Origin of the sequence: Candidatus Fusobacterium pullicola (assembly GCA_018883725.1) — a bacterium.
Lineage (GTDB): Bacteria > Fusobacteriota > Fusobacteriia > Fusobacteriales > Fusobacteriaceae > Fusobacterium_A > Fusobacterium_A pullicola.
The window spans coordinates 1-18,207 of the sequence record JAHLFN010000053.1; the positions used below are offsets into that span (position 1 = coordinate 1).

Here is an 18,207-nt window from a genome sequence, read left to right on the forward strand (position 1 = left end):
ACCATTTGGTCTGAATCCTTGTTCTTTTTCTCTGTAAACGATAACTTCTTTCTCTATTATTTGTACTGGAGCTTCCTCAACAACTACTGGTGCAGGTACAACTTCTTTAGCAGAAGCAGCTGCAGTAACAACTAATAAAGATCCTAATAAAAGTGCTAATCTTTTCATAAGTATCTCTCCTTTTTTTCATAAATTTTTCTCAAACCCATCACCAAATAGGTTTGATATTCTCCCGTTGATATAAATATACCTCATTTTACCTTATTTGTAAATAGTTTTTTTATTTTTTTTTATTTTTTCTTGTTTTTAAACATAGAGATTTTAATATAATTTTTCCTCCACATCAATCAAACTCCTTATTTCTAGCTACTTTTCAACAAAATAATATCCTTTCAATAAATAAAAATATTTTTTTATTTGTTGAAAATGTGTTTTATTTCTAATATTCCATTTTATTTTTTTCCTAAATAAAAACAGGAGTTGCACTATGTTAAAGCATAGTCTCAACTCCTTTTTCACTTTTTTATATTTTTTACTTTAATTTCAACTTAATATTAGAAAGTATAGTTCCATCCAACTATAAAGTCACCATAATAATTTTGTGAGTTTGTTCTCTCACTAGTTTTTACAACATCAAGTTCTCTAAATTCATATGCATATTTTCCATAAACATTTAAAGATTCAGTTACTTGGTAAGAAGCCCCTAAATAAAATCTATTTCTTCCAAAGTCTTTATAAATATATTCTGTAGGAGCTGCCTCTTTCTTTCCACCTTCATAATCTACATCTGCTGTTAAAGTTATTCTAGCTTCTGTTGAAAGTGTTAATTTTTCCCCTTTATATAAGTCAGCATATAATCTGATTTGGTTTTCTAAATATTCTGTCTTATCTCCATCTACTGTATTTCCTATTGATTTCCAGTAGTTTACAAACCATGCTGCCTTAAAAGCACCATAACTAACTCCCACTGGGAAAATTTCTGCCTCTAAGTTGTCATTTCCATTTCCATTTACAGATTGATACCAAATATCTGCAGCTCCAAATACCATTCCATAATTCCATGCTGCTCTTCCATAATATCTATCATAGTCAGATTGTCCTCTATATCTAAATCCTAGATGTAAATTTTCATTTACTTTATTCCAAACATCAAACTGCATTCTTCCATTTGTACTATCAAATCCATTATCTGTATCAATTGTCCACATTTTTCCAGCTTGAACTGCAAACGACCAGTCTTCATAAGATAGTCCTACAGTTGTAGTAAATGTAGTAGCTCCTATATCCCCATTTGTGCTTCCAGATACATTTTCTATCTCTAATTCTTGTCCTATATTTGTAACTTTTAATGCAGGTGCTTCTGCCATTGCTCCTACTGATATAACTCCCATAGCTGCTAATAATAGTGCTAATCTTTTCATAATTTTATCCTCCCAATTTATCTATAAAATTATTGTGACAAAATTTTATCTCCCAATTCATTTTTTCATCATAATATAATCACAAACTATTTTTTAGAAAAAATCAAGATATTTTTTATTTTCCACATATTTTTACATTCTTTTTTTAATTTTTATGTTTTATTTTAAAATTTAATGTTGACTTAAGGAATAAAAAGTTGTATTATTATATCAAGATATTTATTGTTCGCGAGTACAATTTAAAGTTATTTGGAGGGGTATTATGAAAAAATTTTTATTTACTGCTATAGTAACATCATTAATTTTAGCTGGTTGCTCATCTACAAACATTGTTAACAATCCAAAAAGTGATAAAAAAATCACATGGGAAGTTGGTGGACATCTTCCAGCACAAAAAGGTTATGAGAAAAATATTGGAACAGCTGGGGTATTATATGGTTCTCTTGAGGGGAAATATATCGTTGTTGGTGGAGGAGCAAACTTTCCTATAAAACCAACTGCTGAGGGTGGTCCTAAAGTTATGTATTCTGACGTTTATCTATTAACAGATAATAACGGAGAAGTTACAGTTGTAGAACATACTAATCTACCTCATGAAATTGGATATGGAGCATCTGTTACTACACCTCAAGGAGTTTACTATATAGGTGGAGCTGCCAATGCTGAACAGGACAATGATATCTGGTTCTTATCTATGGATATAGGAAAACTAAAAATGGAAAAAATTGGGGATCTGCCTTTCACTTTCCAAAATGGTGGAGCTATTGAAAAAGATGGTAAACTCTATGTTTATACTGGAAAACAAGCTGGACAAGCTTCTAACAAATTCTACTCTTATGACTTAACTACAAAAGAGGTTAAAGAGTTACCACCTGTTCCCGGAGAAACTAGAACTCAATCTGTTTCTCAACTTTTAAATGGTGAACTTTATGTATTTGGTGGTGGAAACTCTAAAGCATTTGTAGATGGATATAAATATAATTTTGATACTAATACTTGGACTGAGGTTGCCCCAGTTATAATTGATGGCAAAGAGGTGTCAGTATTAGGAGCTAACTCTGTAAAATTAAATGATAGTGAAATGATGGTAATTGGTGGATTTAATAAACAACTTTGGAATGATGCTAACTACTATTTAGGAAACTTAAAAGGAGAAGAGCTTGCTAACTATAAAGCTAAGTATTTTGGAGCAGACCCTTATGAGTTTGGATGGAATAGAGATATATTAATTTATAATGCTTCTACTAATAGTTGGAAATCTATTGGAGAGATTCCATTTGATGCTCCTTGTGGAGAGGGATTAGTTCTAATTGATAACAAAGTTTTCTCTATCAATGGTGAGATTAAACCGGGAATAAGAACTGACAGAGTATTTACTGGTACAATTATCAACAAATAAGTTTTTAATTTTATAAAAATTCTCATAAATGAAAAGAGTTATTGAATAGTTAGAGCTATTCAGTAACTCTTTTTTTATTTAATTATTCTTCCAAAGAAAAAGAGATAGAGCTGACAACTAGGGATAATCAACTCTATCTCTTCGGGAGAGATTTTTTATGTTTATATATATCAATGTTGTTACTAGCATCTTTTTCCCTCTTGGGAGAGAGGGAAAATCTTTGGGGAAAGTTTTATGAAAAAATTATCACTATTATTAATATACTATTTAGACTTCTTTATTCATAAAAAAGTTTAAATATTTTTTATTTTTTTATAAGTAATATTTTTATCTCATCTTTTATTACTTATACTATTTAGACTTCTTTACTCATAAAAAAGTTTAAATATTTTTTTATTTTAACCCTTCAATTTTTTCTAATAATTTATAAACACTTGTTCCTAGACCTTTTGGTACTCCTTCTTCTAATACTGTTATTTTTTTCCCTCTTTCAATAGCTACTTTTATTTTTTCTCTATCATAATCCTCTTTTACAATATGTTTTCTCTTCTTTTTTACCAATGGCACTCCTAAAGCTGCTAATCTCTCTTTAAAATGGTCAGTTGGTTCATATGATTGTTCATTTGTTACTTCATATTTTTTATCTTCATCTGTAATTTCAGAATGATGTAATAATAACCATATCTCAAAAAATGGATTGCTTATAGCATAGCCATAGCCTTTTTCTCTGCATTTATTTAATGTTTCTTTCCATTTTTCCAAATTTTCTGGAGCAGTATTTTCATCCACATCACTTACTATCCAAAATTCGTCATCTGGATGCTTATCAAAATCAAAAATATCTTTCTTTTCTTCCTTATATTTCTCTATTTTTTCTAATAATTGCCATGGTTTACTTTTTCCTAATTCTCTTATCTCTTCTTCCGTTCTATCCCTTTCCTTTTTAACTAATATCTCTTCTTTGATAGAAATAAACTGAATCTTACTTTTTACTTCATCATATATCTCCGTTACTCTGCCAAAATACTCTTCTTCTGTTACATTTCCTTCACAAGATAAAAATATTAACTTATTACTCTCTGGTCTTATCTCTCTTCTTGGAGTTCTTGAAATCTTAAAAGGTTTTCTCCTAGTCGTCTCTACCATATTTTTTCACTCCTTATAACAGGAATTGCTCCAAATCTTCCATTCAAATAATCCTTTAAAGCATTTTGACCCTCTTCTATCGAAAAATTTGAAAATGGTTTTAATTTTGTTTCTCCTAATCTATTTTTTTCAATAAACCAAATCTCATCTTGAATCAAATCATCTAAAGTCAATAAATTTATATCATGACTTGTAAAAAATAACTGGTTATTAAATCCTTCATTTGCTTCTAAAAAATATTGTATTAAATATTTTGAAATTTTTGTATGTAAGCTTCTATCTAATTCATCTATAAAGTACATAGTATTTTTTTTCTCTTCTAGTCTAAACAACATTGGTAACAAATCTACTACCCTTTGAGTTCCATCAGATTCATCATCAATATCGAAATCTACTATCTTATTTTCTAACTTGTGCTCAAATTTTAATTGTCCAAAAGATTTCTCTCCATTTTCTTCTATAAAAATATAGTATTTTCCATTTAATACAACTATTCCATGCTCTGTATCTTCGATATCTTGAACTATTTCTTCTGGAAGTCTTAGTTTCTCTCTTATCTCCTCTAAACTATTTTTTTCTTCAGAGACAGTTACATTGGTTACTCCTGTATCTAAAATTTCCAACTTTTTAGAAATAAATTCTCTCAATAAATTATCTTGTTTTATTCTAATAGGTAATGCTTGCACTTTAGTTGTTGGAAATATTATCTGAATTCTTTTAAACCAATCTATTATTTTACTAGCTATATCATTAGCATTCTCATTTAACTTAGACAAATACAATAAATTTTTTTGTTTTTCTGAAAATCCTTTTACTAAAACTCTTGCTACTTCATTTTCATCTTCATTAAAAAATCTCTTAGAACACTCAGATAATTCTATCTTAGTTATTCCATCTTTGCTAGTCTCTCTTTTAAAAATTGGTTTTAAATCATCTTCAGTCAATATCATCAACCATTCTTCATATACTTGTTTTCTATCTATTACAAATCCATACTCATAGACCTCTCCATCTATATACATCATAAACTGAAAAAGAGATTTATTATCTAATTCTTCTGAATTTCCTTTAAATTGCTCTATTCTTATTGTTTTTTCACTTAGTTGCCCTTCTAATATAAAATTTTTTACAAAAGCTAGTGATTTTATAAAATTTGATTTTCCAGAGGCATTTGGTCCAAAAAATGCAGCTCTTTTCAATACTTCCCAATTTCCATTTCTTGTTTCTAATGTAGATATAAATTTTTTATCTTTAATATCTTTTGAAGGAAACATAGTGAATTCTATTTCTTTTCCTATGGACTTAAAATTTTCTACTATATATCTTAATAACATTTTTTCCTCCCTTCCTTTCCAATTTTATTATACTATATCTCTTTCCAATTTTTAACCATTTTTTATAAAAAAAACTCCAGCTTTTACACTGGAGATTTTCTCAATTATAATACATTGTATTTTTCTATCATAGCTTTCATTCTATTTAATGTTCTTGTTTTACCAATTATAAATAGAACGTTGTATAGGTCAGCACCTCTAGCTTGTCCAGTTATTACCGCTCTTAATGGCATATAAACTTTAGCTGGTCCCTCTCCCATCTCTTCTAATGTAGAGTGTAATAATTCTTTAGCTTCCTCTATTGTGAAGTCCTCTTTTTCCCAAGCTTCAAGTTTTTTCATAAATAACTTGATAGACTCTTTTCCAACTAGGTCAAGGATAGATTCATTTAATTTCTCTACACTTTTTCTCTCTTTTTTGTTCATATCTTCAGTTACTACTGGAAGTTCAAACGTATCTTCAAAGTAAACTGCCGATTCTTTAGCTATCTCTTTTAATGTTTGAGCTGACTCTCTTAAGATTTCTACTATCTTAACAAGAGCTCTATACTCATGTTCAGAAACCTCTTCTCCAACATATCCTAATTGTCTAAAGAAAGGTATAGCTAAATCTGTTAATTCATTTATATCTTTCATTCTCATATGTTGGTTATTTACCCAACCAAGTTTTACAAGGTCAAATACAGGTCCTCCAAGAGAAACTTTATCTATATTAAAGTTATCAATGAACTCTTGTAATGTAAATATTTCTTTGTTTTCTCCAAATGAGTATCCCATTAATCCTAAAAAGTTTACTATTCCCTCTTTTAAATATCCCTCTTCTTTATACCAAATTAAAGATACTGGATTTTTTCTCTTAGATATTTTTGTTCTATCTGCATTTCTAAGTAATGGCATGTGGATAAATTCTGGTTGATCCCATCCAAAAGCTTTGTATAATTGAATATGCTTAGGTGTAGAAGCTATCCACTCTTCAGCTCTTATAACGTGAGTTATTCCCATTAAGTGATCATCTACTACGTTTGCTAGGTGGTAAGTAGGGAATCCATCTGCTTTTAATAGTACTTGGTCATCTATCTTATTATTTTCAAATACTATATCCCCTCTTAATCTATCATGGATAATTGTATCTCCTTCATAAGGCATTTTTAATCTGATTACATATGGTTCTCCTGCTTCTAATTTAGCTTGAATCTCTTCTGGAGTTAACGAACGACAACATCCATCATATCCAGGAGCTTTTCCCATAGCCTTTTGTCTCTCTCTTAATTTATCAAGTCTATCTTGAGTACAGAAACAGTAGTAAGCTCCTCCTTGCTCTACAAGCTTTTTAGCATAGTCTCCATATAGGTGGAATCTTTCTGATTGTCTATATGGTCCATACTCTCCTCCAACATCTGGACCCTCTGCATAATCTAATCCTAACCAGTGAAGAGCATCAAATATCATTTGCTCTGAACCTTCAGTATATCTATTTTGGTCTGTATCCTCTATTCTTAAGATAAAATCTCCATTGTTAGATTTAGCAAAAGCTAGGTTGAATAGTGCTATATAAGCAGTACCTACGTGAGGATCTCCAGTAGGTGATGGAGCTATTCTTGTTCTTACTTTCTTTTCCATTTTATCCTCTCCCATATAAATAATAAATAGTTTTCTCTAAATTCTATCACAATTTTAAATTTTTTTAAAGAGTTATTTGAATTTTTTATCTGACTTTATTCCATCTCAAATATCCATTGATAAAAATATCAATATCTCCGTCCATTACAGCTTTGATATTTCCAGACTCACAGTTTGTTCTATGGTCTTTAACTAAAGTATATGGTTGGAATACATATGAACGTATCTGATTTCCCCAACCGATATCACTCTGTTCTCCCTGTAATTTCTTCAACTCTTCCTCTTTCTTTTTCATCTCTAACTCTATTAATTTAGATTTTAAAAGTTTCATAGCAGTTTCTCTATTATTTAATTGAGATCTCTCTCTTTGACAAGTTACTACTATTCCAGTAGGAAAGTGAGTAATTCTAACAGCTGAGTCAGTCATATTTACGTGTTGTCCACCAGCTCCACTAGCTCTGTAAGTATCTATTCTAATATCTGATGGCTCGATATTTACCTCAATACTATCATCTACCTCTGGTACTACCTCTACAGAAGCAAAAGAAGTATGTCTTTTCTTATTAGCATCAAAAGGTGATATTCTTACTAATCTATGAACTCCCTTTTCACTCTTTAGGTATCCAAAGGCATTCATTCCCTCTACCATAAAAGTTATTGATTTTATACCCACACTATCCCCTGGCATAAAATCCATCTCACTAATCTTATACTTCTTATCACTACACCATCTCGAATACATTCTATACAACATATCAGCCCAATCACAAGCTTCTGTTCCACCAGCTCCAGAGTGTATAGTAACTATTGCGTTGTTAGAGTCATAATCACCATCTAATAGAAGTCTTGTATCAAAATGCTCTACATCTTTTCCTAAGATAAGATGTTTTTCCTCTAGTTCCTCTTGAAAATCTGTTTCTCCTTGTTCTACAAACTCGATAAGTACCTCTTCATTCTCAAGCTCAGTTACTAGATTTTTAAATTCAGCTACTAACTCCTTCTCTCCATTCATCTCTTTTATTATAGCTGAACTTGTTCTTTTATCATTCCAGAAGTTATCCTCCATTGTCTTTTTCTCAAGTTCGGCTATTCTATTTTCTCTCTTTTCTAAGTCAAAGAGACCCCCTAATATCTTCTATCTTTTTTTTGTATTCAGAAAACTCTCTCTTTATATCTAGTATATCCAAAATATCCTCCTATAATCCTAATTTTCTTTTTACATCTTGTAGACTCATTAAGCTATAAATCTCTCCATCTATTGAAACGTTTGGACCTTTTGAACATCTTCCAAAACATCTCTTATTTGTTAACATTATTTTTCCATCTTGAGATAGTCCATTTTTATCTATTTTTAAAAGTGCTGCAATCTCATTAAATATCTCAAATCCACCAGCTGGACCACAACTCATTCCAGTACAGATAGCTACCTCTTTTACATCACTTACTTTACTTCTGAATTTAGGGTAAAAATTTATTGTATTCTCAATAGATATCTCCATTAACCCCGTTTTATCAGCTATAAATTTTTGAACCTCCTTAGGTATACTATCAAGCTTCTCCACAACGAAATTTAGTATCTTTACATCATCTTTCTTATCCTTTAATCCATCTATAAACTCTTCTAACTCTTTATAAAAATCTTTATCCACCATAACAATCCTCTCTTTAAAAATGAAAATTAATCTAATGTTATTAAAATTGCTACAGCTGTAGCATACTCCTTTGAATGAGATATAGAAAGTTCAATTTTTTTATTCCTCATAAAATTTTCTAATTGATTTTTGAAATTTACTACTGGTTTTCCTAATTCATCACTCAATATCTCAATATCAATAAGGTTAAATCCCCTTACACCAGTTCCCATAGCTTTAGATATAGCTTCCTTAGCTGAAAATCTTCCAGCGTAGCTAGCAACCTTTCCAGCCCCTTTTTTTTCTATTAGCTCTATCTCGTTTTCAGTATATACTCTTTTTTTAAAACTCTCATTCTGTATAGCTTTTTCTATTCTAGCTATCTCTACAATATCATTTCCTATACCTAATATCATCTCTATACCTTTTCAAATACATCAATATTTACATCAATAGTAATCTCTAAATTATCTAAGGCAAAAAGTCTATCTACTCCAGCCCTTGGACTTCTCCATTTATATGGAGTCATATCAAAAAGATTTCTTATACTCTCATTTTCAGCTATAAATGATTTTCCAGTACAATTTACAGTTTTACAATGTTTAAAGATTTTTAAATCTTCAACTGGTGAATAAAATTCAGTTCTAACATTTTCATAAACTACCTCTTTTAACTCAAGCAAATGTTTCTCTCCTGTAGATACAACTATCAGTTTACCTCCAGCTTTTAAAACTCTCATCTTCTCCTCTGGAACAATCTTAGCAAACATACAGATTACAAAATCCATACTCTCATTAGCCAGTGGAATATTCATAGCACTTGCTACTAACCACTCTATGTTCTTATATGTTTTAGCTGCACTGATAATTGCTTCTTTTGAGATATCTATACCTATTATGTTACTCTCTACTCCTAAACTCTCTAAAAATCTCTTTATATTTCCAGTATAATATCCCTCTCCACAACCTATATCTAGAATATTTACACTTTTTCTATTTCCAAGATTTTCAAGTATTAAAGAGTTTACTCTATCAGATATTATCTTATAATAATCCTTTTCTAAAAATCTCTTTCTACTTAGTACCATCTCCTTATCATCACCAGGAGTTTTACTATGTTTTTGATTAGAAAGCAAAAGGTTTAAATACCCTTGCTTTCCCATATCAAATGAGTGATTACTCTCACATCTATAAGTTCTTTCATTTTTAATTAACTCTTTTTTACATACAGGACAAATTATCATTTTTTCCCCTTACATCATCTTATAAGCTTTTTTTGTATTTTCATTGGTAGCTTTGGCTACCTCTTCAAAGGTAATTCCCTTTATTTCTGCTATCTTCTCTGCTACATGTTGAACATAGATAGGCTCATTTCTCTTACCTCTGTGAGGAGTTGGAGCCATATATGGACAATCAGTCTCCAATATCAATCTATCTAATGGAATATTCTCTACAACTTTAACAAGAGTTTTAGCATTTTTAAAAGTTAATACCCCACCTATTCCTAAGTAATATCTATCTATAACCTCTTTTGCTGACTCAACAGAACCTGGATAACAGTGAAAAATCCCTCCTACATCAGGAAACTCCTTCAATATTGTAAGTGTATCCTCCATAGCATCTCTTGAGTGTATTACTACAGGTTTTCCAACTTTTCTAGCTAGCTCCATCTGTCTTCTAAAAAACTTTTGTTGTACCTCTTTAGGCTGAGTCATCCAGTGATAGTCCAGCCCTATCTCTCCTATTGCTAGTACTTTATCATTCTTAGCCAACTCCTCTAGCTCTTTTTCTACCTCATCAGAGTACTCTGCTATATCAATCGGGTGTATTCCTACTACAGCATATATAAAGTCATTCTCATTAGCGTACTTTACACTTCTTCTACTACTCTCTATATCATAGCCAATATTTACAGCAAACTCTAAATTCTCTTTTACTCTTTGTAAAACCTCAGCTCTATCCTCATTAAATTGCTCATTATCTAAATGAGCATGTGAATCTATCAACTTCATATTTACTCTCCTAATCACTCATAAAGTAACTATATCAAAAAATTTTTAATCTATTTAATTATATCTTTAAAATCCTCTTCAGTAAATTTGTATCTCTTTCCACAGAAGTGACACTCTGCTTCTAGCTCTTTCTCTTTACTAAATATATCTTTCAATTGATCCTTTCCTAAAGTGATAAGCCCTTTATAAAATTTATCTGCTGAACAGTTACAACTATATTTTACCTCTTTTTCCTCTAATATCTCATATGGCTCTACTAACCTTTCATAAGTTTCATCTGTCATATCTTCATAAAGAAGTTTTGCTATTCTTTTTATATCCATTCCTCCAGCCATAAGTTCTGTCATAGGTCTAATAGCTCCTATTTTCTCTTCTAAAGCTGTTATGAAATCATCTTCTGCTCCAGGTAGAAGTTGTATCATATATCCGCCTGCATACTCAACTGTATTTTCATCCTTTAATTTCACTCCTAAAGCTATAACTGTTGGTGTTTGCTCTGAGTTGTAAAAATAGTAAGCTAAATCTTGAGCTATCTCTCCAGATTGTATCTCTGATAGTCCTACATAAGGTTCCTTTAATCCCATATCCTTGATTATCTTTAAAAATCCTTTTCCTACTAATCCTCCTACATCTGATCTTCCATTATCTTTTAGTGGTACATCAGCTGTTGGATTTGATAAATATCCCTTTACTCCACCATTAGCATCTGCAGTTACTACCATATTATTTAATAGTCCATTTGTATCTGTTCTAAGAGTTAGTACATCATTACCCTTTAGTGTACTTCCCATTATTACTCCTGCTGTAAGTAATCTTCCAAAAGCATCAATAGCTGTTGGACTACATTTATGTATATTTTGTGCCTCTTGAACTATATCTGTTGTATCCACAACAAAAAATCTTGCATTTTTACTTACTCCTCTAATTAATTTTCCCATTTCTCTATCACTCTCTTTCTAAAATTTATCATATTTTATAATTGATTTATATTCTCTATAGTTTTTTTCACTTAATACTTTCATTAAATCTAAGTTACTATTTATTTTCCCATTTTTATTTAGATATTTTCTTATATCCTTTATCTCTCCCTTATCTAATCCATAATAACCTAGTACTACATCACTAGCCTCATTAATATAAAGAGGTTTTTTCTCTATTTGAGTCTTTACTCTCAGTTTTTTTCTCAATTTGTCAAAGGTAGCTTGACCTATCCCCTTTATTCTTTTTAACTCATTAAGATTCTCAAATCCTCCAGTTTCCTCTCTATACTCCACAATAAGAGTCGCTAATTTAGGAGTAACTCCCCCCTTTATAAGTTCCTCTTTAGAAGCTGTATTAACATCTACATATTTACTCTCTTCATCTAAAACATTTTCACTAACTATTATATCAAAACTCTCACTATTTGCAAAAGGATTTCCATAAACTATTCCCAGATTTAATAAAAGAGTAAATGCCACAATTAAAATTTTCTTCATATCTCTAATTTCCCTCACTTTTTATTTTTTAATTTTAAAAACAACTCTTTTTTAGCTCCCATTCTCTCTTCCATCTCTCTTATATAAAGAGCTGGATCCTTAGGGTTTACATATCTTTCAATATAATCTCTATACTCAGTCTCTGGAATAACTATTTTAGTAATAGCTCCTCCACCTAATCCCATAGTAGACTGATTCTCCTCTATCATCTCAATATTAAATACAGACTCACATCCTAATTTTGAATACCCTATATTCTCTCCCCATTCCATTATGTTTTTTTGTCTATATAGATAATATGGATTCATCTCCTTTTTCTCCACTAATTTTCCTATAGCCTCTGTTATAACTTTTCCATCTAGCTCCACTCTTTCTTGACTCTCTTTAAATAGATTTGAAGCTCTTTTAAATGCCAATGTGTGAATTGTTAAATTTTCAATATCAAATTTTTCCAATTCATTAAAAGTAAATAGCACATCTTCAGTTGTCTCATCTGGAAGTCCAACTATTATATCCATATTTATTATAAATCCTATATCTTTTGCTTTTTTATAATATTTTTCAAAATTCTCTCTATCGAATCTTCTATTTACCTTTTTTAAAGTTTCCACCTTAAATGTTTGTGGATTTAAACTTATTCTATCAACACCATACTGCTTAGCTATCTCTAGTTTTCTATCCGTAAGAGTATCCTCTCTTCCAGCTTCAAAGGTAAACTCTCTCACGTCACTCATATCTATATGAGTATTTACAGCTGAAAGTATCGCTTCTAAATCCTCCTCTGTCAATGTGCTTGGGGTTCCACCTCCAATATAGATTGAAGAGATTTTAAAGTTTTCCTCCTTTAGAAACTCTCCTGTTATCTCTATCTCCTTCAGTAGAGTTTTTACAAAATCCTTATAGTATCTTCCAACACCACTATTTATCTCATATGAAGCAAACGAACAGTACTTACACTTAGTTGGACAAAATGGTATCCCTATATATAAATTTATATGCTCTCTATCTAAAAATTCTAGCTCTTTTTTTACAACCTCTATTAAAAGTTCCGTTTTCTCCTCACTAACGATATAGAAATCTTTCATAATCCTTCTTATCTCATCATAACTATAACCTAGAGCTAATAATCTTCTCACTACCTTAGTAGGCCTCACTCCCATAAGACCTCCCCAAGAGTAATTTTTCTTAAAGAATTTTAGTATCAATATCTTTACCATTGTTATCTCTTGGTCTTCAAGTCTTCCATTTTGATCTGGATAGATAAAACTCTCTGTTTCTCCCTCTATAGTTAATGTTATAACTATATTTTCTTGCTCTTTTTTTACCTCTATATCCAATGTTTTCTCTAGAGCTTCTGGAACCATCACTCTAGCAAACTCTTCGATACTTCTATGATTCATTTGAAATGTCGAATTGATTATCACTTTTTCCTCCAATTATCTTAAGTTTTCTCTATACTCTTCTAATGAGATTATACCTTGAGAATATAGCTCTTCCATAGCATTTCTCATTAAAATCATTCCCATTTTTTTATTACTCTCTATCACACTCTCTATTTGATTAAGCTTATTATTCAGTATTAGATTTGTTACTGCTGGAGTTGAAAGAAGTATCTCATAAACACCTCTTCTTTTATTCTCCTTTGTCATTATCAATCTTTGACTAACTATTCCCTTAAGAGTTGTAGCTAATTGTAGTCTTATCTCATTTTGTTCTCCACTTGAGAATACATCTATAATTCTGCTGATAGTTTCCGTTGCTCCATTAGTATGAAGAGTTCCCAACACAAGATGTCCAGTCTCTGCCGCTGTCAATGCTGCCGAGATACTCTCTCTATCCCTCAACTCTCCTACCATAATAACATCTGGATCCTGTCTTAATACACTCTTTAATCCTTGAGCAAAGGAGTAGGTATCTCTTCCAACCTCTCTCTGTCTAATTAAAGATTTATCACTTTTAAATATGTACTCTATAGGGTCTTCTAATGTTATTATATTAAGAGCTTTACTTCTGTTTAACTCCTCTATAATTGAAGCTAAACTTGTACTTTTTCCACTTCCACTAGGTCCAGTTATCAAGATTAATCCCTTTTTTATCTTAATTAATTCTTTTATTATCTTAGGTAATCCTAGTTCATCTAAAGTTTTAATATGGTTTTCTATCACTCTTATAGAGATTGCTATATTTCCCTTTTCCCAATGAAAATTAGCTCTATATCTTAAACCTTTTACATCCTCAAAGCTACAATCTAACTCCCTTTCTTGATAAAATATATTTCTATCCCTCTCTTTTAGAATTAACTCTAATATAATGGATAGATACTCTTTATCTACAGTTTTTTCACCTATTCTAACAAGTTTTCCATTTGCTCTAAAGGTCGGTAGTTCTCCACAAACCAAGTGTATATCTGATGCTCTTTGTTCCCTTGCCTGTATCAAAAGTTCTTCAAATATCATACTATACCTCCACTTATTAAGTTAGTGTGTAGATTTTACTCTATATTATACCATTATTTCTCCATTCTTCAAATAGAAAAAAATTCAATTATATGATATAATCAAAAGAAAAATTCGAGGTGGTATTTTGTCTTATAAAATTATTTTTACAGATTTAGATGATACTCTTTTAAACTCTGAAAAAAAGATATCTTCAGTTGATAAAGAAGCTATTATGAGAGCACAAGAGGCTGGAGTAAAATTTGTATTAGCTTCTGGTAGACCTACCTTTGCTATGTATGATTTAGCCAAAGAGTTAGAACTTGATAAATATGGTAGTTTTATTCTATCTTTTAATGGTTCTATCATAACTGATTGTAGAAGTGGAGAAAATATATTTGAAGCTAGCCTTACAAAAGAAGATCTACACCTAATGTATGATTTTGCTAAAGAGAATAACACTCATATTCTAACATATATAGATGATGAGGTTGTTTCTGAAACCGAGAGTGAATATATAGATGTTGAGGTTACCCTTACAAAAATGCCTCATCATCTTACTAAAAGCTTCAAAGAAACTGTCAATAAACCAGCTGTTAAATGTATGCTTTTAGAGGAGCCAACTTACTTAAAAGAGGTTGAAGCTAAACTTAAAGCTACATATGGAGATAAATATAGTATTGCTATTTCTAAACCTTTCTTCCTAGAAGTTACTAAACTTGGAGTAGATAAAGGGGTAGCTTTAAGAAAATTAGTTGAAACTTTAGGATTAAAAATTGAAGAGAGTATTGCCGTAGGAGATTCATACAATGATTTACCTATGTTAAAAGCTGCTGGATTAGCTGCTTGTGTAGAAAACGCTAATGAGGATATCAAAAAAGTTTGTTCTTTCATATCTAAATCTAACAATGATGGTGGTATGGCTTATCTAATTGATAAGTTAATTTTCAACAAATAGTTATCTATAACAAAACTTTGTTTATAAAATAACACCATATTTTTGATAGAAATGTATTAACTTTGTGAAGAAAATTGTCATAGGAAAAACACAAACTTTTAAAAGTTAACTTTTTTATTAATTTTTTTATTTTTTTCTTTACTTTTTCTTTTCTAGTGATATAATTAAAAAAGCAGAGGTTGTTATTTTTAACAACCTTATTTTTTATCTTTTACCATAGGAGGTTTTATGAGAAAACTTATACTTTCTTCTCTTTTATCCTTTCTTATCCTAGGATGCTCTGCTATTCCTGAGATTGAAAGACGAGAGTTTACAAAAATTTCAGATATCAACATTGATAATCAAAATAGTGTTGAGAAAAATCTATTTATAACAGATAGCTGGTGGTTAAGTTATAACACTTCTCCTACCCTAAGAAATATAATTGAGATGACATTAAGTTCAAACAAGGATATAAAAACATCTCAACTTAATATTGAAAAATCATATCAAGCTATTACCCTTGCTAAATCACAAAGTGGATTTAACTTAAATCTAAATGGTAGTGGTGTTAGACAAAAACTAGATGAACATGGAACAACACCTCCTCCATTTAATGGAAAAATAATAGATTTAGGAGCTTTAAACTTACAAGCTTCTTATGACCTTGATATCTTTAATAGAGTTGGAGCTTTAGCTGAAGAGGCTGAATATAAATCTCAAGCTACTCTATTGAACTCTAAGTGGATTACCTTAAATATCTCTATACAAACAGCTAAACTTTATTACTATTGGAATTATCTTATAAGTGAAAGAGAAAATTTACTAAATCAAGAAAAAATAATAGCTGACTTAGTTTCACTTGAAAAAGAAAAATACAATATTGGAATGGGGGTAGAAGAGGATTATCTAAATGCTCAAAGTCAACTAAGAGATATCCAATCATTATTAAAACAAAATCAGTTAAATCTTGATGTTACTTTCAATTCACTAAATAGCTTAAGTGGAAATGAGCATACTGATGAACTAAAAACTCTTTTAAACAACTGTAGTAATGATACTCTTGCTATTGATATTCCAACTTCTATTAGCTCAGATATTATTACTCATAGATTTGATGTTGCTTACTATCTAATGTTAGTTCATGGACAAGAAAAACACTTAGAATCTGCCAAGGCTGGTTTCTACCCTCAATTCTCTATAACTGGTCAATATGGATTTGAAGCTGTAGATTTCAATAAAGTTTTACAAAGAAGCTCTCTAGCTGGATTTATTGGAGCTAGTGTATATCTACCTATCTTTAATATGGGAGCTATCAGAGCTAACTATAAAGTTGCTGGAATAGATTTAAATATTTTAATTGAAGAGTATAATCAAGCTGTTATTAATGCCTATACAGATATTAATAATGAACTTTTAAAATCTAAAACTATGGAAAGTATCTTAAAAGAAGAGGATCAAAATCTACTAAATGATAAAACAATTTGGGAAAACAACAATCAAAGATTTGAAATTGGAACTCTTTCAAACTATAGTTACTTAATAAATAATTTACAATGGTTACAATCACAATTAGATAACAATCAAAAACATTTTAACTTTATAACTCAACAGTTAGATTTTCTTAACTCAGTTGGAGGAGCATATAGTTTAGGAGGAAATAATGGAACAAACAAATAAAAATATACAAGCTAAGAAAAAAATAGGAATGTTTCTTGGAGCTATCGCTGTAATTGGAGCAGTTTATGGTGGATATTGGCTTTTACATGGAAGAAACTTTGTTGAAACTGATAATGCCTATATCAATAGTAATCAAAATATAGTTACTTCTCAAGTAAGTGGAGTTATTAAGGCTGTTTATGTAGAGGATACTCAAAATGTAAAAAAGGGAGATTTAATTGCTGAGATAGATGATACTGATTATAAAATCGCTCTTGATGAAGCTATAGCTTCTTTAGGAAAAACAGTTCGTGCTTACTCTAACCTTTCATCTAATGTAAAAGTTAACAGTGATAGTGTTGAAGTGAAAAGAAGTCAGTATAATAAAGCTAAAGTTGACTATGATATGGATTTAAAATCATATAAAGCTGGACTTATCAGTAAACAACAATATGAAACAAGTAAAAGTAATCTTGAAATTGCAAAGGCATCTCTTAACCAAAGTATAAAAGCATTAGAAGAAGCTAAGATACAAGCTGATAGTGTGAATATCTACTCACACCCTGATGTTCAACAAGGTATAGCAGGTTATAAAAATGCCTACCTTAACTATATGAAAACTAAAATCTATGCCCCAGAAAGTGGAGTTGTAGCTAAAAAAGCTTTCTATTTAGGACAACAAGTAGCTCCATCTCAACAACTTTTATCAATTATCAATCTTAATGATATCTGGGTAGATGCTAACTATAAAGAGACTCAATTAAAAAATATTAAAGTTGGAAACGAAGTAGAGATTCTTAGTGATATCAATGGTAAAAAATATAAAGGATATGTTCAAGGAATTTCAGGGGGATCTGGAAGTGCACTTTCACTTCTTCCAGCACAAAATGCCACTGGTAACTGGATTAAAGTTGTACAAAGAATTCCAGTTCGTATAACTCTAGATAAAAAATCTCTTGAAGAGAATGGTACTCTACCTATAGGTAGTTCTGTTATAGCAACTGTTGATGTAAAATCACATAAAGATGGAGATATAACTTACTCTTCTTCATCAACTAACCTTTATACTTTAAATGAAAATGAGATTAATAAACAAATAGCCTCTATTATAGCAGAAAATCTTAATAAGAAATAGGA

The 18,207-nt window shown here is 30.4% G+C and carries 17 protein-coding genes; 4 read left to right on the plus strand and 13 right to left on the minus strand.

Features of this window, described 5'->3' with window-relative positions:
- Positions 1-554 precede the first annotated feature (554 nt).
- Positions 555-1,421, minus strand: a complete 867-nt coding sequence (locus tag IAA47_05195; GenBank protein MBU3842362.1) for a hypothetical protein — start codon at positions 1,419-1,421, stop codon at positions 555-557.
- A 262-nt stretch (positions 1,422-1,683) separates the two neighbouring features.
- Between IAA47_05195 and IAA47_05200 the strand changes: the two genes are divergently transcribed.
- A complete protein-coding gene (locus IAA47_05200) occupies positions 1,684-2,820 on the plus strand; it encodes a cyclically-permuted mutarotase family protein (protein MBU3842363.1) in 1,137 nt (378 codons plus the stop codon).
- A 393-nt stretch (positions 2,821-3,213) separates the two neighbouring features.
- On the opposite strand, the gene IAA47_05205 is transcribed toward IAA47_05200, so the two are convergent.
- The 12 genes from IAA47_05205 to IAA47_05260 all read right to left on the minus strand — a co-directional run bounded on the left by IAA47_05205 (position 3,214) and on the right by IAA47_05260 (position 14,495).
- Positions 3,214-3,966, minus strand: coding sequence for an RloB family protein (locus IAA47_05205; protein MBU3842364.1), 753 nt, complete (start codon positions 3,964-3,966; stop codon positions 3,214-3,216).
- Positions 3,960-5,300 carry an ATP-binding protein gene (locus IAA47_05210; protein ID MBU3842365.1) on the minus strand — a complete coding sequence of 447 codons (1,341 nt, stop codon included), beginning with the start codon at positions 5,298-5,300 and terminating at the stop codon, positions 3,960-3,962. The genes IAA47_05205 and IAA47_05210 overlap by 7 nt, the downstream gene beginning before the upstream one ends.
- 104 nt (positions 5,301-5,404) lie before the next feature.
- Positions 5,405-6,919 carry a glutamate--tRNA ligase gene (locus IAA47_05215; GenBank protein ID MBU3842366.1) on the minus strand — a complete coding sequence of 505 codons (1,515 nt, stop codon included), beginning with the start codon at positions 6,917-6,919 and terminating at the stop codon, positions 5,405-5,407.
- A gap of 85 nt (positions 6,920-7,004) precedes the next feature.
- Positions 7,005-8,106 (minus strand): peptide chain release factor 2 gene (prfB, locus tag IAA47_05220; GenBank protein ID MBU3842367.1). Its coding sequence is split into 2 segments (ribosomal slippage): positions 7,005-8,033 and positions 8,035-8,106, totalling 1,101 coding nucleotides; the frame shifts between segments, so codons are not numbered across the junction.
- Positions 8,107-8,115: 9 nt separating this feature from the next.
- Positions 8,116-8,571, minus strand: coding sequence for an NAD(P)H-dependent oxidoreductase subunit E (locus IAA47_05225; GenBank protein ID MBU3842368.1), 456 nt, complete (start codon positions 8,569-8,571; stop codon positions 8,116-8,118).
- Between the two features lie 26 nt (positions 8,572-8,597).
- Positions 8,598-8,966 carry a holo-ACP synthase gene (gene acpS, locus IAA47_05230; protein ID MBU3842369.1) on the minus strand — a complete coding sequence of 123 codons (369 nt, stop codon included), beginning with the start codon at positions 8,964-8,966 and terminating at the stop codon, positions 8,598-8,600.
- A gap of 2 nt (positions 8,967-8,968) precedes the next feature.
- A complete protein-coding gene (locus IAA47_05235) occupies positions 8,969-9,793 on the minus strand; it encodes a methyltransferase domain-containing protein (protein ID MBU3842370.1) in 825 nt (274 codons plus the stop codon).
- A gap of 9 nt (positions 9,794-9,802) precedes the next feature.
- Positions 9,803-10,561 (minus strand): TatD family hydrolase, encoded by a 759-nt coding sequence (locus IAA47_05240; protein MBU3842371.1) that lies wholly within the window; start codon positions 10,559-10,561, stop codon positions 9,803-9,805.
- A 50-nt stretch (positions 10,562-10,611) separates the two neighbouring features.
- Positions 10,612-11,499, minus strand: coding sequence for an Hsp33 family molecular chaperone HslO (gene hslO, locus IAA47_05245; protein ID MBU3842372.1), 888 nt, complete (start codon positions 11,497-11,499; stop codon positions 10,612-10,614).
- A gap of 18 nt (positions 11,500-11,517) precedes the next feature.
- A complete protein-coding gene (locus IAA47_05250; protein ID MBU3842373.1) occupies positions 11,518-12,039 on the minus strand; it encodes a helix-hairpin-helix domain-containing protein in 522 nt (173 codons plus the stop codon).
- A 14-nt stretch (positions 12,040-12,053) separates the two neighbouring features.
- Positions 12,054-13,463 carry a coproporphyrinogen III oxidase gene (locus IAA47_05255; protein MBU3842374.1) on the minus strand — a complete coding sequence of 470 codons (1,410 nt, stop codon included), beginning with the start codon at positions 13,461-13,463 and terminating at the stop codon, positions 12,054-12,056.
- A gap of 12 nt (positions 13,464-13,475) precedes the next feature.
- Positions 13,476-14,495 carry a PilT/PilU family type 4a pilus ATPase gene (locus IAA47_05260; GenBank protein MBU3842375.1) on the minus strand — a complete coding sequence of 340 codons (1,020 nt, stop codon included), beginning with the start codon at positions 14,493-14,495 and terminating at the stop codon, positions 13,476-13,478.
- A gap of 127 nt (positions 14,496-14,622) precedes the next feature.
- On the opposite strand from IAA47_05260, the gene IAA47_05265 reads away from it, so the two are divergent.
- The 3 genes from IAA47_05265 (at position 14,623) to IAA47_05275 (ending at position 18,205) form a co-directional block, all read left to right on the plus strand.
- Positions 14,623-15,432: a Cof-type HAD-IIB family hydrolase gene (locus IAA47_05265; protein ID MBU3842376.1), complete on the plus strand. Its 810-nt coding sequence runs from the start codon at positions 14,623-14,625 to the stop codon at positions 15,430-15,432.
- Between the two features lie 228 nt (positions 15,433-15,660).
- Positions 15,661-17,091 carry a TolC family protein gene (locus IAA47_05270; GenBank protein MBU3842377.1) on the plus strand — a complete coding sequence of 477 codons (1,431 nt, stop codon included), beginning with the start codon at positions 15,661-15,663 and terminating at the stop codon, positions 17,089-17,091.
- Positions 17,075-18,205, plus strand: coding sequence for an HlyD family secretion protein (locus IAA47_05275; GenBank protein ID MBU3842378.1), 1,131 nt, complete (start codon positions 17,075-17,077; stop codon positions 18,203-18,205). The genes IAA47_05270 and IAA47_05275 overlap by 17 nt, the downstream gene beginning before the upstream one ends.
- The last annotated feature ends 2 nt before the right edge of the window (positions 18,206-18,207 follow it).

Excerpts from the sequence above, each read along its gene's own strand:
- IAA47_05195 (MBU3842362.1), bottom strand. The coding sequence starts at position 1,421 with ATGAAAAGATTAGCACTATTATTAGCAGCTATGGGAGTTATATCAGTA.
- IAA47_05200 (MBU3842363.1), top strand. The coding sequence starts at position 1,684 with ATGAAAAAATTTTTATTTACTGCTATAGTAACATCATTAATTTTAGCT.
- IAA47_05205 (MBU3842364.1), bottom strand. The coding sequence starts at position 3,966 with ATGGTAGAGACGACTAGGAGAAAACCTTTTAAGATTTCAAGAACTCCA.
- IAA47_05210 (MBU3842365.1), bottom strand. The coding sequence starts at position 5,300 with ATGTTATTAAGATATATAGTAGAAAATTTTAAGTCCATAGGAAAAGAA.
- IAA47_05215 (MBU3842366.1), bottom strand. The coding sequence starts at position 6,919 with ATGGAAAAGAAAGTAAGAACAAGAATAGCTCCATCACCTACTGGAGAT.
- IAA47_05225 (MBU3842368.1), bottom strand. The coding sequence starts at position 8,571 with ATGGTGGATAAAGATTTTTATAAAGAGTTAGAAGAGTTTATAGATGGA.
- acpS (MBU3842369.1), bottom strand. The coding sequence starts at position 8,966 with ATGATATTAGGTATAGGAAATGATATTGTAGAGATAGCTAGAATAGAA.
- IAA47_05235 (MBU3842370.1), bottom strand. The coding sequence starts at position 9,793 with ATGATAATTTGTCCTGTATGTAAAAAAGAGTTAATTAAAAATGAAAGA.
- IAA47_05240 (MBU3842371.1), bottom strand. The coding sequence starts at position 10,561 with ATGAAGTTGATAGATTCACATGCTCATTTAGATAATGAGCAATTTAAT.
- hslO (MBU3842372.1), bottom strand. The coding sequence starts at position 11,499 with ATGGGAAAATTAATTAGAGGAGTAAGTAAAAATGCAAGATTTTTTGTT.
- IAA47_05250 (MBU3842373.1), bottom strand. The coding sequence starts at position 12,039 with ATGAAGAAAATTTTAATTGTGGCATTTACTCTTTTATTAAATCTGGGA.
- IAA47_05260 (MBU3842375.1), bottom strand. The coding sequence starts at position 14,495 with ATGATATTTGAAGAACTTTTGATACAGGCAAGGGAACAAAGAGCATCA.
- IAA47_05270 (MBU3842377.1), top strand. The coding sequence starts at position 15,661 with ATGAGAAAACTTATACTTTCTTCTCTTTTATCCTTTCTTATCCTAGGA.
- IAA47_05275 (MBU3842378.1), top strand. The coding sequence starts at position 17,075 with ATGGAACAAACAAATAAAAATATACAAGCTAAGAAAAAAATAGGAATG.